We start from the raw sequence: 16992 nt of genomic DNA on the forward strand, positions 1-16992 counted from the left end.
TAATATGGCATGCCTGTGAGTTTAAAATCAGAAACATGATTTAACAAGCCCAATGTCTTTTTTAATGGAAGAATAAATGAAAACAAAAACTCGATTTGTCTGTAGCCAGTGCGGTGCGGTATTTTCCCAATGGGCCGGACAATGCGCACAGTGCGGTGCCTGGAATGTGGTGACGGAAGAAAGTGCCGCACCGGCCAGCCGCAATGGCAGGGTTGCCCATTACGCCAATCAACGCTCGATGGTTACGTCCGTTGACGACGTCGTATTGGATACGGAAATCCGCATGGATTGCGGCTTGTCCGAGTTAAACCGGGTATTGGGCGGCGGGTTGGTAGACGGATCGGTGGTGTTGATAGGAGGCGACCCGGGCATTGGCAAGTCCACGCTGCTTTTGCAAACACTGGCTAATTTATCCCGGACGCAACCGGTGCTTTATGTCACCGGAGAGGAATCATTGCAACAGGTGGCCATGCGTGCCAAACGGCTGCAATTGCCGCTTGCGGGGCTTCGGTTGCTGGCGGAAACCCAGGTGGAAACGATCATGGCCCATGCCCGCAAGGAAGCGCCTCGTATTATCGTGATCGATTCGGTGCAAACCATTTTTACCGAAACGCTCAGTTCCGCTCCGGGAGGGGTCGGTCAGGTACGTGAATCGGCCGCGCAACTGGTTCGTTTTGCCAAAATGACCAATACGGCCGTATTTATCGTGGGTCATGTCACCAAGGAGGGGGCGTTGGCCGGGCCGCGGGTTCTGGAGCATATGGTGGATAGCGTGCTCTATTTTGAGGGACAGAGCGACAGCCGGTTTCGGGTGATTCGCGCCATTAAAAACCGGTTTGGCGCGGTTAACGAGCTGGGTGTCTTCGCCATGACGGATCGCGGTTTGAAAGAAGTTGCCAATCCGTCCGCTATCTTCCTGTCTCGCCAGCCGGAAACGACACCGGGTAGTGCCGTGATGGTGACCTGGGAAGGATCAAGGCCTATGCTTGTTGAAGTGCAGGCTCTGGTGGATGAAGCGCATGGCCAGCAGCCCAAGCGAGTCACCGCCGGGCTTGAGCATAACCGTCTCGCTATTCTGCTCGCGGTATTACATCGTCATGGCGGGGTGGCAACGTATGATCAGGATGTGTTTATCAATGTGGTCGGCGGTGTCAAAGTGACGGAAACGGGGAGTGATCTGGCCTTGTTGGCGGCGGTGGTTTCCAGTCTACGCAACCGTGTGGTAGATCGGGAAACTATCATTTTTGGCGAGGTGGGTCTGGCCGGCGAGATAAGGCCGGTGCAAAGTGGTCAGGAACGTTTACGAGAAGCCGCAAAACATGGTTTTAAACGGGCGATCATCCCTTTTGGCAACGCGCCGAAACAATCCTTGCCCATGGAGGTTGAGGCGGTGAAACATATTCAGGAGGTTTTGCAGAAACTGTAGCCCCTGACTCGGGGATCGGCTTGTTAACGCATGCCTGCGTGTTTATTTATGTCCCTTTATTTACAGGGCGTGGGCATACGTTAGAGGGACTCGGATTTTCCTGTCTGGCATCATAATTACGGAGCATTAAACAGTACTTTCTTCCTGGACATCCAGAAAATTTTTATACACACGCTCAACCGATAAGGTTCCATCCGGATCAACCTGGGTTTTTAGTTGACAAAAATCACGCGCCCAATTTGAGGTGCGTACTCGAAGCGGCGGATTTTTACTGTTAAGCACCTCAATAACACAATTCGCGACCTCATCACTGCTTTGATACACTGGTTCACTGTCGGATTGTCCCGCTCTGTCTTGCGCACTACCAAGATAACGAGCAAGAACGGGTTTGTAGTCCTCATCCAAATCCTGCTGACTGTAGTCCGATAAAATATTATTGACAAATTGCGATTGAATACCGCCTGGTTCAATCAAGCTGAATGCAATATTAAAAAACGGCTGGACATAACAGGCCAGACTCTCAGTGTACCCTTCGACGGCAAATTTCGATGCGCAATAGACTTCATTAAACGGCTGTCCTATTAAACCACCAACAGAACTAATGTTAATGATATGCCCACTGCGTTTTTGACGCATATGAGGCAATACCGCTTTTGTGGTACGCACAACGCCCATAAAATTAGTATTCAACACGTCAGCAATATCCTGTTCGCTGGCTTGCTCGGTTGTTTTGATAAAACCTCGCCCGGCGTTATTGATCAGACAATCAATTCGGCCTTCTTGATCAATAATGGTCTTGACGGAGTTTTCGACACTTTGCGTTGATGCCACATCACATTCCAGCAAATTGGCGTGCACGCCCTGAGTGTTTAGTGCTTCTTGCAAAGCGGCTTTTTTTTGCAGATTTCTCATGGTCGCGTAAACGATATGTCCACAAGACGCCAGTTTTACAGTAAGGCTTAATCCCAGTCCAGATGATACACCAGTCACTAAAATCACTTTTTTCATTATTGTTCTTCATTGGAGAGAAAATCAGAATTATATTATAAAAATAAGGGGTTATGTCAAAAAAATATTAGGAAGTGTTTGCAATACATCCTCACAGCCTACGTGCCGAGACTTGTTCGCGGCATCCAGGAGATGGTCAAATTAAAAATGAAACTAATTAGGGAGTGTTGACCTGCTAATGCTGATCAAAATAATCGCTCGATACGCCATAAATGGAGCAGGCGAGCTTTTTCTCCGTTGTATTTTCCCACTCCGGTTTCTTCAGAACTTTCATGGCGTTTTCATAGCCTTCCCTTAAGCGAAGGTCGATGACGTAATGAGCAAAATTATAGTCCTTGTAGGAGTGCGAGTAAGGCGTGCCGCTGTATATGATGTGTACCACGCTGAAGCGCTTTTCATGCCCCAGTTTCAGTATTTTCTGAATTTCAGGATCTTTTTTGACTTCCGCAGGTAACTGGGTGCCGAGGAATTGAATCGCGGCCTGTAAATTCTGACGGCTGGTATATACGTTGGTCAGGCGACGTGAATGGCTGGCATAGCGAATGTCTTTCTGCCTTTCCTCCAGTTGATCCATGGTAATGGGTAATTGTCCTTCCAGACTGAAACAATCGATAACGAAGCAGAGGGTATCCTGTTCCGGTAAGGCGTCCAGAACCGTCACCAGGGGAGTATTGGCATAAATGCCTCCATCCCAGTAGTAATCATCATCGATTTTTATGGCGGGAAACCCTGGCGGCAAAGCGCCGCTGGCCATGACATGCTCGGGTGTTATGGTCATTTTCTGATTGTTGAAAAATTCCATCTGGCCGGTGGCGATGTTCACGGCTCCAAGGCAAAGTGTCACGTGTTTATCGTTGATGAGATCAAAGTCAATAAGCTTTTCCAGCGTATGTTTTAATGGAGAGGTATCGTAATAACTTAATTTATCAGGTGTGTCCCGGGTCAGGGGGGTGGGTGGAACAAGCCTGGGTCTGAAAAACCCCTCCAACCCCTGAAAAACAACCGCCATGGAACTAATCCGGTTATGTAAATGATGCATGAATTCAATGTTGTGAAAGGTTGCCATCGCATCGCTCCATAAATCGGGAACGATGGTGTCCCAGAATTCCATGAGCTTATCAATCTGCTTTTCCGGAGGATTGCCGGCAATGATCGAGGAATTAATGGAGCCGATGGACACCCCGGCATAGAAATTTGGCCGATAGCCTTGTTCGTGGATGGCCCGAAATGCGCCGACCTGAAAAGCGCCCAGGGCGCCGCCGCCCTGGAATACGCAGGCGATACGATCGTATTTTTGTCTGACGCCGGTTGATTTTTCAGGTTTGTTGATAAGACCTAACGCGTCCTTATGGGGTAGTTTTTTATTTTTTTTACTTGCTACCATGTGTATCCGCTCCGGGAGTCCTTGTATGATTAGTATAGTCGCTGGCTTGAGGAACGTGTCAATAGACTTCTTTCCAAACGTTGTTGTGGCGGGTAAGAAATCGGTATCCGGACAGGTGTGCGGAGTCTATAACGTAACGATGCGGTGTTCGATTAAGGCTTGAATCAACAGTTGTACCGGTAATCCCTGAATGGTACTGTCGCTGCCGGTGACTTCACTGAACAGCCATTTGGCTTTGCCTTCGTAATGATAGGCGCCACAACTTTGATAAGGTTGATCGGCAAGGAGATACGCTTCTATTGCCTGGTCGCTTAAATGCCGCATGGTGAGCGACGCCACGTCTTGCACAGACCAGATAATTTCCGATCTCCTGGCAATGCAACAGGCTGAAATTTGCTGATGGGTTTTGCCGCGTAACGTTCGTAAATGGCGGACGGCTTCCTGATGATCTCCGGGTTTGTCAAAAACAGTATCCCCAAAAACGCATAGCTGGTCGGCTGCGATAACATAATGTTTAGGATATTCCTCACTGATCAAAAGCGCCTTGGCGGCGGCCAGTTCGGCAGCCAGTTCGCTATGGGTGCTGTGTTGTGACCGGCGTTTTATTTGTTCTTCATCACAAAATGACGGCACCACCTCAAAGCGTAATCCCAATGTTTGTAACAACCGTTGGCGGCTTTGGGACGCGGAAGCCAGTATGAGAGGCTGCTGGGTGATAAATTCAGACATAGGCCGCCACGGAAGCCATTAATAAAAATCCGATGATTACGAAGCTGAAATCACGGAGGTTACAACAGCGCTCCACCATCACACAGCGCTCCAGTCCGTGCAAGGTTCCCAGGTAAAGGAATGTACCGGCGGATGCGGCAATCAATATGGGATCAATCAGCGAATCCGTTTCCACACCATGACCAAAATACCAGCCGATAAATATTCCGAGAGGTGTCATGAGGGCGAAACTGAGAAAGAAGAGCAGGCTCGAACGCAAGCGCAGCGAACTCTTGTTAAGTTGCACGGCGATGGCAAAGCTCTCCGCCCATTTGTGGGTAATGATAGCAAGAAACAGCATAATGACCAGGGAATTATGGTGGGTTAATCCCAACGCCGCTCCCAGCATCAGGGAATGGATGGATAACATGCCCCAGGCGAGAATGGCGAAAGCCGGGTGATTGCTATGCTGGTGATGATACAGTTCCGTGCCCAGATGCTCAAACCACAGGAAAAACAGAAATACGACGCCGGTAATGATATAGGCAAAAGGATAATGGTAACCCATGGCGGCAAACAGCGTGTTGGATTCAGGCAGCATGTGCATCAGGCCGGCACCAAGAAAAACACCGGTGGCCAGAGTCTCACCGATTGGAAAATCAATATGCTCGTCTTTCCGGATCCGTTTTTTAAATGGATACCAACCGGCCAGTAAAATGACGGCAAAGATAATTAAGGCAAAAATCAATTTCAGCGCGACAACGATGTCCACGGGGATATTTCCTCTACACAGCATGGAAGTGCATAATATTTTCACATCTGTGATTTAGCAAGTATTTTCTGGTCGTTGCGAGTGGATTCATATCGAGCGCACGATCAGGAACCCTGTTCCGTGGTAATCTGGCCATAGTGGGAAAGAATACGAACTTCCTGAATATAGGGATGTAAAACAAGCGTTTTTTCTATCATTTCCCGCCATTGTTTTTTGTCGTTTGGCTCACCTTCATAAACAATATCAATAATCATGCGTCCGTCCAGATAATGCACGGTCCAGGACATAATGCCCGGAAAAGCGTGTTTCCATGCCTGCACAAACTGGCTGTTGAGTTGATTACGATTGGGTAAGTGCATGGAAGGGCAGGTGATTTCATCGTCTTCCGGATCGATGTGAACGGTGACGTCTTTGACCCGATCCAGTTTTTTTACCAGAGAATGATGGACATGCTGGGCAATGTAATGACCTTCCGAGACGGAGATGAACGGATCTACCAGCACATGCACGTCAATCAGAATATCCCCGCCCATCAGGCGGCTGCGCAATTGATGAATTTTTTTGACGCCGTCAATGTCACGGATAATGGATTCAATTTTCTCAAGCATGGCCGGCTCAACGGCGGTATCAACCAGTTCCTTGACGCTGTTCCAGCCGTAATCAACACCCATTTTGACAATAAGAATACCGACAATAACCGCGGCAACGGCATCAAGATACACATAGCCAAACAGACTGCCCAGCAAGCCTATGGCCACCACGGCGGAGGATGCCGCGTCGGAGCGGTGATGCCAGGCGTTAGCCAGAATCAGGGCGGATTGTATGGTTTGTCCCACATGGCGGGTGTAGTAAAACAAGATTTCGTTGGCAACCAGAGATAACAAGGCGATTGGAAAGGCCAGCCAGCCCGGTTTTTCACTACTGCCCTGGAGTAACTCCCGAAACGCGTCCCAGGCGATACCAATTCCCGCTAAAATGAGCAGCAAGGCAAGTAACAGTGTGGCCGCCGTTTCGATGCGTTTATGGCCGTAAGGGTGGCTTACATCGGCATCCTGGCTGCCGAATTTCGAGGCAAACAGAACCATAACGTCGGTGACCAGATCAGAAAAGGAATGAACGCCATCGGCGACAAGCGCGTGCGAATGGAGTAACAGACCGCCAACCAGTTTTGTGATGCCGAGCAAGGTGTTAACCAGCGCCCCAATCAACGTGACTTTTTTGGCCTGCCAATATCGATCCGCGACAACCATTTTATTTTTCCTTTTACTCGCAACGGGTGCCCATTCTTCAATGATCTTGCCGGATTATCAAGTCTTGCTCAAGGTAAAATCCTGTTTGTTTGGATATTACTCCAATTTTCCTGGCACATTTTTTTGCAAAAGAGCGTAGCCCGCAAGGAGGCCTGTGGCCGTATTGCGGGTTTCATGGTCCAATAAAGGTACCCAGGAGAACAGGCGAGCGCCCAAGTGGACGTTATCCCGCATTACGGCTTTGCCTTCATGACGGGCTACATGTTTTTTGTAAAAAAAGCGTAGCCCGCAAGGAGGCCTGTGGCCGTATTGCGGGTTTCATGGTCCAATAAAGGTACCCAGGAGAACAGGCGAGCGCCTAAGTGGACGTTATCCCGCATTACGGCTTTGCCTTCATGACGGGCTACATGTTTTTTGTAAAAGAACCGTAGCCCGTTAGGAGGCCTGTGGCCGTATTGCGGGTTTCATAGTCCAATAGGGTACCAGGAGAACAGGCGAGCGCCCAAGTGGACATTTTCCCGCATTACGGCTTTGCCTTCATGACGGGCTACAGGATGAGGCACTAGCCTTGCAGAAATTGCTCAAAATCCCCCAGCCAGCGTCGGGCAATCGCGAGCGCGGTTTGAGGGTTGTTGTTCACCAGTTGACTGGTGAGACTGGCTACTTTCGGCAGGAGCGATTTGTCGCGCTGCAAATTGGCAATTTTAAAATCGTGGTATCCGGTCTGGCGTGACCCTAATAATTCACCGCCGCCGCGAAGTGCCAGATCTCTCTCGGCGATAACAAAGCCATCCGTGGTTGAACGCATGATCCGTAATCGCTCAGTCCCGGTATGAGTCAATGGCGGCTGATAGAGCAACAGGCAATGAGACGCCGTATTACCCCGCCCGACACGGCCCCGTAATTGATGCAGTTGCGATAAGCCCAGTCGTTCGGCGTTTTCGATAATCATCAGGCTGGCGTTCGGAACATCGACCCCAACCTCAATAACCGTGGTCGCCACCAGCAGATCCAGCTCCCGCTGCTTGAACGCCGCCATGGTCGCTTCTTTTTCAACGCCTTTCATGCGCCCATGAATCAGACCGACCCGCACATCGGGCAATTGCTCCTGCAGGTTTTTGGCGGTTGCCGTGGCGGCCATACATTGCAGTTTCTCGGACTCTTCAATTAATGTGCATACCCAATAGGCTTGTTTCCCCTGGGTAATGGCTGATCGCAGACGCTGTATAATGGTATCCCGTTTGTCCTGATGGATGACCGCAGTGGTTACAGGCGTTCGTCCCGGGGGTAATTCATCGATGACGGACAAATCGAGATGAGCGAACTGGGTCATGGCCAGTGTTCTTGGAATCGGAGTGGCCGTCATTAACAATTGATGGGGGGTGATGTGTCCGGTCTGGCCTTTTTGTTGCAATTGCAAACGCTGCTCCACGCCAAAGCGATGCTGTTCGTCAATAATAACCAGTCCAAGTCCGGCGAACTCAACCTCCTCCTGAAACAGGGCATGGGTGCCAATGACGAAAGAACAATCCCGATTGGCCAGTTGTGCCAGGGTTTGCTTGCGTTCGCTGCGTTTCATTTTTCCGGTAAGCCTGAGGCATGGTATGCCAAGTGGTTGAAACCAGCTCTGTAAATTGTTGGCGTGTTGTTCGCTCAATAAATCGGTCGGCGCCATAAAAGCGACCTGAAACCCCGCAGCGATGGCGTGCAGGGCGGCGAAGGCGGCCACCAGGGTTTTTCCTGATCCGACATCCCCTTGCACCAGCCTCAGCATGGGATGGGGTGAACTCAAATCATTGACAATTTCCGCAATGACCCGCTGCTGTGCGCCAGTCAGGTTAAAAGGGAGATTTTGTAAAAAACGTTCGGCCAGAGGGCGGTGAGGATGAATCACAGGAGCCGACAGGCCATGACGATGTTGTCTTGCGAACTGCATGCTGACCCGTTGCGCGATCAATTCATCCACGACCAGCCGTTGCCATGCCGGATGGCTGCCTTCCTCAATGGTTTTTAGTGCGGTATCCGGCGGCGGCTGATGCAACAGGGGGATGGCTTTTTCGAAAGAGAATAGTCGGTGGTTTTGCAAGTCGTTTTGCGACATCCACTCCAGATCCTGTAATGCCTGTTGCGCCGTAGTCAGAGCCAGCTTGACCAATTGCCGCAGACGCGCCTGGGTCAGACCCTGGGTCGTCGGATAAATGGGGGTTAAATACTCATCAACGGTGAATTGTTCCTCTTCTCCGATTAATTGATACTCCGGGTGAATCATTTCAAATGAGTGACCGTTCGCTCTGGCTTCTCCAAACGCGCGTATTCCGTGACTTTGATTAAGGGCGTTGACCTGTTGTTTGTTGAAATGAAAGAAACGCAGGCGAAGCAGGCCGGTTTTGTCTTCCACATGACAATACAGCATCATTTTTTTGCCGTATTTAATCTCTGTTTTACAAACGCGTCCGGCTATGACACAGTATTCCTCGGAACGCAAATCCCGAATAGGGGTAATACGGGTTCTGTCCTGATACCGGTAAGGCATGTGAAAGAGCAGATCCCCAACGGTATGGATGCCGCATTTAGCCAGTTTACGGGCAAGCACGGGTCCCACGCCGGCCAGGCTTTCACAGGATTGGGACAGTAAGGTCTGTGTTGTCATAATAAACATGGATAATAGCAGGAATAGGAAGATAGGCAATGTTTGGTTCACGAAACCCGGGGCACTTAAAACACAAGGGGAACGCTTAAAAATGAATCGTATCATCACATTCACAGCCGGTTTGGTTTTGATGTGGATAGTGGGTTATTTGCTTATCGCCGGACGAAGTCTCCTGATTCCTCTGGTCATCGCCGTATTTATCTGGCATCTGCTCAATACGATTAACAACTCCATTCAGGGTACGCCTTTTATAGGCAATCGGTGTCCGGTCTGGTTAAGCCGAATCCTGTCCGTGGCGATTGTCGCGTTGCTGGTAAAAAAACTGATTGATATTATTACCAATAACGTCAACGAAGTGATCGACGCGTCTTCCCGGTACCAGGAAAACCTGTTGCATATCTTTAGCAGGATTGATCAGTATTTTCATATCAAAATCCTCGCCAACCTGGACTCATTTATTAAAAGTATCAGCGTTCAGGGGATCCTGGTGAATATTTACGGCATGTTTACTACCATTACCGGTTCCGCGGTTCTGATTATTTTGTATGTGACTTTTCTTTTTGTGGAGCAACATTACTTCCATCAGAAGATGGCGGCCATTTTTGTAAGGACCAGGCATCGTGAACTGGTCAATAATATTATTTCCCACATCGTCAAGGACACCCAGACGTATTTGGGTTTGAAAACCCTGCTCAGCCTGATAACGGCTACGGCCAGCTGGGTCATCATGAAATGGGTGGGGCTGGATTTTGCCGAGTTCTGGGCGTTGCTGATCTTTTTTCTTAATTTCATTCCCAATATCGGCGCGATTGTCGCAACGGCGTTTCCGGCGTTACTGGCTTTGATTCAGTTCGACAGCTGGGTACCGTTTGTCATTATCACATCCGGAATTGTAACGATACAATTTGTCATCGGTAATATCGTCGAGCCGCGTTTTTTAAGTGCTTCGCTGAATTTAAGTCCCCTGGTCATTTTGTTCGCGCTGGCGTTGTGGGGATCGATTTGGGGGGTACTTGGTATGTTCCTGTCCGTACCAATCACCGTCATGATGATGATTATTTTTGCCCATTTTGACTCGACCAGACCCATCGCTATTCTGTTGTCCCAGGACGGTTATGTTCAGAAAGCGTACGCGAAGCTGGCTTGAACCGGACTCAGGGCTTGTTTTGAGAGACTTTCCAACTGGCAGGAAAAAGCGCATAATATCGCCTTTTTGACGAATGAAAAAAACGCGATGAAACAAACGGTGGAACAATTGCTTGCTTTGGCCATGGCAGCACTGAAAAAATCGGCCGACATACCTCAAGACGTCGATGTTGAAATCAGAATCGAACGTTCCAAGGAACCTGAACATGGCGATTTTTCAACGAATCTGGCCATGGTTCTCGCCAAACCATGCCGGCAATCGCCGCGTCAACTGGCGCAATTGTTAATCAGCCATTTACCGGAACATCCCTCCTTGCTGCGTACTGAGATCGCCGGCCCCGGCTTTATCAATTTTTTCATGAACAGCACCTCGCTGCTGCAAGTGATTCAACAGGTTTTGCACGAGGGGGAAGCATACGGCCGTGTGGATATCGGGCAGGGTCGAAAAGTAATTCTGGAGTTTGTTTCCGCCAATCCGACCGGGCCATTGCACGTCGGACATGGTCGGGGAGCGGCTTTTGGCGCCACACTGGCTAATGTATTACAAACCGCGGGTTATGACGTTTATCGCGAATATTATGTCAACGACGCCGGCCGTCAGATGAATATTCTGGCAGTGAGTGTGTGGTTACGCTACCTGGCATTGGTCGGGGAGGCGGTTGTTTTTCCGGTCAATGGTTATCGCGGGGATTATGTCAGTGAGATTGCCGAAAAGGCTATTGGGCAGTGCGGCTATGAGTATCGCGTTGCCTGGACGGAGATTACCCGGGATTTACCTGCTGATGAAACGGATGGTGGTGATAAGGAGCTGTACATAGACGCGCTCATCCTGCGCGCTCGTTCGTTATTGGGTGAGGAAGGGTTTAAGCGTATCCATCAACTGGCACTGGAGTCCGTACTTGCGGATATCAAGGAGGATTTGGCGGAATTTGGTGTGGATTATGACGGCTGGTTTTCCGAGCAGTCGATGATGGATAACGGCGCTATCGATAAGGCGGTGCGGGCACTGAAAGACGCCGGCCATACTTATGAGCGGGAAGGAGCCATCTGGTTTAAGGCCACGGATTTCGGGGATGAAAAGGACAGGGTGCTCATTCGTGCCAACGGCCAGCCTACCTATTTCGCTTCCGATGTGGCTTACCACTGGAATAAATACGATCGGGGATTTGATCGGGTCATTGATGTATTTGGCGCTGATCACCACGGTTATGTGACCCGAATCCGGGAAGCGGTCAAGGCATTGGGGCATGGTGATGATTTTGACATTCTGCTGGTGCAATTTGCCATCCTCTATCGTGGCGGCGAGCGTGTGCAGATGTCGACACGCAGCGGTTCTTTTGTGACGCTGCGGGAACTGCGGCAGGAAGTGGGCAATGATGCCGCGCGCTTTTTTTATGTGATGAGAAAGCCGGAGCAACATATGGATTTTGATTTGGATTTGGCCAAATCCGAATCCAGCGATAATCCGGTTTATTATATTCAATACGCCCATGCCCGTATCAGCAGTGTGCTGCGGCAATTGCAGGAGCGTGGATTGAGCTGGGATGAAGCGGTAGGCATGGCTAATCTGGATAAACTGCAGGAATCCCATGAGCAGTCATTGATAACCATGATGAGCCGTTATCCGGAGGTCATTACCTCGGCTGCGCGCAGCTGCGAACCTCATCAGGTGGCTTATTATCTGCGGGAACTTGCGAATAATCTGCACAGTTATTACAATGCCGTACAGTTATTGTGTCAAGACGAGGTGCAACGCGCCGCCCGCCTGTGCCTGTTAAAAGCGGTACGGCAAGTGTTGCGTAACGGATTGCAACTACTGGGTGTTTCCAGCCCTGAGAGTATGTGATGGCAAGGGATTATGGCAAAAACAGCAACAAAAGGCCTCCGGGAAAATCTTCGGGGCCGCTGTTATGGGTGTTTGTTTCTTTTTTGCTCGGCTATCTCGCGGCAACGCTTTTTGATATGCAAACGGTGAAGGACTGGGTTAATCATAATGTGCTGGCTGAGAAACCGCAGGCGCAACCAAGGGTTAAAAGAGTCGCGGATCGGAAACCCGAACTGCCCAAGCCCAAATTTGAATTTTATACGTTGCTATCCAGGGACAGCAGTGCCCCGACACGCAGGACACCTCCCCCTTCCCAGAATCAGTCACCCGCACCTGCCGCAGTGCCGCATGCGTCTAATCCGTCCGCGTCACAACCTTTGTCGCCAGCTGCCCCACCAACCCCTCCGGTGACACAAAGTAACCCGGTAACCGGTACGAACGATGCCTATCTGGTCCAGATTGCCGCGTTTAACAAGCGCCAGGATGCGGAGCGTCTGAAAGCTACCCTGGTTCTGAAAGGGTTTGATGTCAGTCTCATGACAGTAACGCAGCAGAACAACAGTTGGTATCGGGTTGTTGTCGGACCGTATCATTCCAGGGCGGAAGCTGAGAAAGCCCAGCTTGCAGTCGCACGCACGGAACACATCAAAGGCATTATTCGCAAGCTGGATGCCTGAATCGCGGAACCCGGGTTCTCATTCACGGTGTCGTGGAATTCGTTGGGGCTTGCTGACAGACATTTGTCCGATTGGATAATTTTCCCACAGGGACGTGCCCATGCAGGATATATCGCATTATGGCCAAACATATTGTTTTTCAGAATTCCTTCCTGGTTTCAGGTATTATGTGTCACAAGGGGTGTGGCGCGACCATCCGAGTCAGTCTTGACAACACACTGGATGAACTGAAGGAACAAGGCTTTCTGCCTCGCGACGCGCAACTTGTTGTGGACGCCGAGCCACAGGCTTTGGGTATACATCGCCTGATCCTCCTAGTGGAAAGTGAGGATGACAAATTTGATTATATTGGTATTAATAAAAAACATCTTGCTACGCGTTTTCATCAGGATCTGGATGATTTCGGATATCAGGTGGTACAAAATGACGGCCAGAACGATCAGGGGCATTCCGGCAAGATTAACTGGTTGAATATCACGGTCAATCTGCTGGCGCTCGCAGCCATTATTACATTGTCCATCGTTTTTCCGCCATCCTTGCCGCTCACGATTGGGCTTACGGCAATTGCTTTTGCCACCACCGCGTTTACCGCGCGGCATTATCTCATCAATTTCTTTAAAAATCTTCGTCATAAAACCATCGCCACCATGGACACCCCTATTACGCTGGGGTGGGCTCTTTCGTTGGCACACACGCTCTACCATGCCATTCGTATGCCGATGATGACCGGTTTTTCGATGATATTCATGAGCTTTGCCATGCCGGTTACCCTTATTACTATCGTCAATGTCATGGATGAAATCAAACGGCTGGTGTTGAGCAAATCCCGGACTATGTATTTACAGGGCGTTAAATCGCTGTTTCCGCAGATGGCGGAAAAGTATCACAGCTATTCATTACTGTATGACGTGCAGGTGACGCTTGATGGGATGATGAACAGGGAGGGCGGTGAAGAAGAGTCGGTCGAGGCATTCGAGCGACGGGTTCGAGAGTTGCTGGATGCGAGCCTTTTAGAGACGCAAGGAAAAAACACCATCAGGAAAGGAATGGTACTGACGGTCAGGCGGGGAGAATGTTTTCCGGTGGATGGCATCATTATTCAGGGCAGCACCTTTGTGGATGCGTCCTTGTTGACCGGGGAGTCCAACAAACGCAGGCAATGCCGGGATGCGGTTCCGGCCGGCGCGATTAATCTTGGTCGGGACGTCACAATATACGCCACGGCAGACAGTTACAACAGCACGGTCAACAAGCTGCTTTTCCGCTCTAACCGGGCACAGGAAATTGCCCAGAAACCCAAATCTCACAAGACCTTTGTCTATCTGTATTCCGCGTTGATTATTGCCGGTATAGCGGCTTCTATTCTGATTCCCCTGGCGCTTGGCCTGTTTTATCCTCCCTTGTTGCTGCAAAACATCACCGGAATTTTATTTACCGTTTGTCCCTGTACGATGGCCATTGCCCACCAGTTGCCGAAATTATTAAGCACTCATGGACGCCACCAGCAAGGTATTGTTCTTCGTGATGACCGGTTAACCGAACATTTTGATGCGATGCACACCATCGTTTTTGATAAAACCGGCACGTTAACGACGGGTGAGAGTGAGGTTGATTCCAGCGAAGGTATTTCGAACGCGTTGTGGCGACGTATTTACCTTCTGGAAAAGCACCACGGTGCCGAGCACCCCCTGGCCAAGGCGATTATCCGCCATTTTGAGGCGACAGGTCGAGGCCGCAGTCTGATTCAGGATATCAGCGAGGAGTCTTTTGACAGTAATAATCGCGGTTTGTCAGCCCTGGTGCAGGGGCGGCGAATCCATATCGGTAACGCCGAATTTTTACAGCGATGCGGGGTGCGCATGCCGAGTGAGTGGCCGCTAAACGTGAACCGGAAACTGAACCAGGGCTGCACACCGGTTTTTGTCGCCGAGGACGGTGTGTACCAAGGGGTTGTTCTGGTAAGGCATGAAGTGAGACGGGATGTTATGGCGTCGCTGCGCCGTTTAAAACGGCAGGGGAAAAGGCTGATCCTGCTTACCGGGGACGGCACCTTGTCCGCCCGGGGATTTAACCGTCAAAACGGGAATATTTTTGCACACGATGATGTTCATGCCGAGCAAACTCCCGAAAACAAGGAAGAATTTCTGAAACAGTTGATGAGTCAGGAAGGAATCGATCCCAAAGGAGTGTGGTTTGTCGGTGACGGATTAAACGATGCGCCTTGTGCCCGTATCGTCAGCGACAAGGGAGGCATTAGCTGCTCGATGACGGCCAATGATAAATCCGCTTTTTTCACTGATCTGACCTTGAATGGATCACTGGATTATTTGTTTCGGCATAACTCGTTAAATCGTTTTTTACGCAAGGACGTTTTACAAAATCAATGGATTCTCGCGTTTGGCGCCCTGGCTTTTCTGGCTTTCATTATTACTTTTTCCATTGTTGGGGTGGCCGTTCCTCCGTTGATTCCCATGGCTATTATGTCCGCAACGACGTTGTTTACCTTGTTTAATTCCTATCGGGTGCGGTTGTCTGTGGACTGCGCGCTTGATAACAATTCGTCGTGGTTTAAAAGGTTGCTGGCTTCCGATCTGTCGTTGGGCTTGCTGGCGGGAGGCGGCGCATTATTGATCGGAGCCGTATTGACGGCAACCGTGGCAACCGGTGGTTTGGCGTTACCGGCGATCGTATTTACCGCGGGGGCGGCGGCGGTGGCAAGCAGTGTCTGCTATCTGGCGGCGGCCGCCATGTTCGGTTTGTTTGCCTTGCTGGCCTCGGCTTATCTTGTCCATGACAAAATTATCAAAAGGGCGGTCGGGGAGGCGGTTGAACATTCATCAGGGAACGATGTTACCGTGCAACCTGGTCCCCGGGTATCCGTGTCGGAGGGGAGTTCGGGTGACTATTATTCCTCACCCATATTCAAGCCGGATAGCTCCAAATCGCAGAGGCCATTTGACAGGCAACCGGAGACGGGGGAGGGCATGGTTTTTAACGGGTGATACTGACTGTAATATCAGCGGCGTTTTTAACGGCGTGCGGTTTGTTGACTCGTACCGTTAATTCATGAATGCCAAATTCCTGTTTGATTAAAGCGGCAACCGATTCCGCCACGGTTTCTATCAGCTTGAACGAATTGGATTCCACATATTTGGTAACCAGAGCGCATAACCGGTCATAGTCGATGGTTTTGTTTATATCATCCTGGCAATCGCTGAAATCAGCCGGAATGATCAGATCGATATTCAGGCGTTGCGCGATGCGTTGTTCCCAGTCGTGTATGCCGATACGAGTCGAGGCGGCCAACCCCTTGATAGTCAGGCTATCCATTTATTCTCCATATAGTGTCAGATAGTATCGCCGTGCAAATAGCATAACAGCCCCGTATTGCACCAGCAACGAGAGCGTTGGCGCGCTGTAATAAAATCGCATCGAAATGAAAATATTATAACCTTTATGCTATAATTCTAACCACGCAATTGGCGATTCACAGAGGTTATGTCATGAGTTGGCGCGATTATCTCACAAACGATGCCCTGGCATTGGAAAAACGATTAAAACCTGAGGTTGTACAACACAATGACGGAATGAAAAGCACGGCCAATACGGATGTCAAGAGAAATATCATTCATCTTGATGTGTCGCAACAACCCTTGAAAGCAGCTTTAAGTTATTCCTATGAACTGAAAAATCTTGAAAATGCCCCTAAATACAAAGAATTGAATGAACAAGCCAGAAGGCGTCTCATTACCAAATCCGGGTATGTAAAGGGCGTGATTGCCCTGGAGGCTCAGGCGGCCTATTTTCGGGCGAAAGTATTCAGGGATTCTGCTCTTGAGGATGACGAAGTCCCGTTTCGCAAAGAGTATCTGGATATTTTTGATAAAGCCGGCAGCCAGCAGGAGGCGGAAGAAGCACTGTTGAGATACATGCTGGATTATGGTTTGGTAAGAAGATCATTTACTGTTAAAAAATTCTATGCCGATTGTTACGATTACTACGCGGGAAAAAAACCATGGCCCAATTTCTACGATGAGCAACGAGAAAATACGGTGATTACCCTGAACCATGAGAAACCGCAAAGCCCGGATGGTTCATTTAATCCCTAGGTTTTGTGAACCAATTTTTTTCTGATCGAAAACAAGG

The 16992-nt window shown here is 49.7% G+C and carries 13 protein-coding genes; 6 read left to right on the forward strand and 7 right to left on the reverse strand.

Going from position 1 to position 16992, the window contains the following annotated elements; genetic code table 11:
- Positions 1-76: 76 nt before the first annotated feature.
- Positions 77-1426, forward strand: a complete 1350-nt coding sequence (gene radA / locus CKW05_RS03885) for a DNA repair protein RadA (RefSeq protein ID WP_058484101.1) — start codon at positions 77-79, stop codon at positions 1424-1426.
- A gap of 126 nt (positions 1427-1552) precedes the next feature.
- Here radA and CKW05_RS03890 read toward each other — a convergent pair whose 3' ends face one another.
- The 6 genes from CKW05_RS03890 to recG form a co-directional block, all read right to left on the reverse strand.
- A complete protein-coding gene (locus CKW05_RS03890) occupies positions 1553-2434 on the reverse strand; it encodes an SDR family oxidoreductase (RefSeq protein WP_058484100.1) in 882 nt (293 codons plus the stop codon).
- A 175-nt stretch (positions 2435-2609) separates the two neighbouring features.
- Positions 2610-3818 (reverse strand): patatin-like phospholipase family protein, encoded by a 1209-nt coding sequence (locus CKW05_RS03895; RefSeq protein WP_058484099.1) that lies wholly within the window; start codon positions 3816-3818, stop codon positions 2610-2612.
- 126 nt (positions 3819-3944) lie between these two features.
- Positions 3945-4547 carry a Maf family protein gene (locus CKW05_RS03900; protein WP_058484098.1) on the reverse strand — a complete coding sequence of 201 codons (603 nt, stop codon included), beginning with the start codon at positions 4545-4547 and terminating at the stop codon, positions 3945-3947.
- Entirely contained in the window at positions 4540-5298 is a 759-nt protein-coding gene (locus CKW05_RS03905; RefSeq protein WP_231950691.1) for a ZIP family metal transporter, read from the reverse strand. Before CKW05_RS03905 ends, CKW05_RS03900 begins: the two co-directional genes overlap by 8 nt.
- 104 nt (positions 5299-5402) lie before the next feature.
- Positions 5403-6548, reverse strand: coding sequence for a cation diffusion facilitator family transporter (locus CKW05_RS03910; RefSeq protein WP_058484096.1), 1146 nt, complete (start codon positions 6546-6548; stop codon positions 5403-5405).
- 562 nt (positions 6549-7110) lie between these two features.
- Entirely contained in the window at positions 7111-9198 is a 2088-nt protein-coding gene (gene recG, locus CKW05_RS03915; protein ID WP_058484473.1) for an ATP-dependent DNA helicase RecG, read from the reverse strand.
- Positions 9199-9289: 91 nt separating this feature from the next.
- Between recG and CKW05_RS03920 the strand changes: the two genes are divergently transcribed.
- From CKW05_RS03920 to CKW05_RS03935, 4 genes are all read left to right on the forward strand, one after another.
- Complete coding sequence (locus CKW05_RS03920; protein WP_058484472.1) at positions 9290-10345, forward strand: AI-2E family transporter; 1056 nt, start codon at positions 9290-9292, stop codon at positions 10343-10345.
- Between the two features lie 87 nt (positions 10346-10432).
- Positions 10433-12190, forward strand: a complete 1758-nt coding sequence (argS, locus tag CKW05_RS03925) for an arginine--tRNA ligase (RefSeq protein WP_058484095.1) — start codon at positions 10433-10435, stop codon at positions 12188-12190.
- Positions 12190-12846, forward strand: coding sequence for an SPOR domain-containing protein (locus CKW05_RS03930; protein ID WP_058484094.1), 657 nt, complete (start codon positions 12190-12192; stop codon positions 12844-12846). Before argS ends, CKW05_RS03930 begins: the two co-directional genes overlap by 1 nt.
- A 119-nt stretch (positions 12847-12965) precedes the next feature.
- Entirely contained in the window at positions 12966-15848 is a 2883-nt protein-coding gene (locus tag CKW05_RS03935; protein WP_058484093.1) for a heavy metal translocating P-type ATPase, read from the forward strand.
- Here CKW05_RS03935 and folB read toward each other — a convergent pair.
- Positions 15838-16176: a dihydroneopterin aldolase gene (gene folB / locus CKW05_RS03940; protein ID WP_058484092.1), complete on the reverse strand. Its 339-nt coding sequence runs from the start codon at positions 16174-16176 to the stop codon at positions 15838-15840. The genes CKW05_RS03935 and folB overlap by 11 nt on opposite strands.
- Before the next feature lie 173 nt (positions 16177-16349).
- Here folB and CKW05_RS03945 point away from each other — a divergent pair, with 173 nt between their 5' ends.
- A complete protein-coding gene (locus tag CKW05_RS03945; RefSeq protein WP_058484091.1) occupies positions 16350-16955 on the forward strand; it encodes a hypothetical protein in 606 nt (201 codons plus the stop codon).
- The last annotated feature ends 37 nt before the right edge of the window (positions 16956-16992 follow it).

Source organism: Legionella spiritensis, from assembly GCF_900186965.1.
GTDB classification, from domain to species: domain Bacteria; phylum Pseudomonadota; class Gammaproteobacteria; order Legionellales; family Legionellaceae; genus Legionella_C; species Legionella_C spiritensis.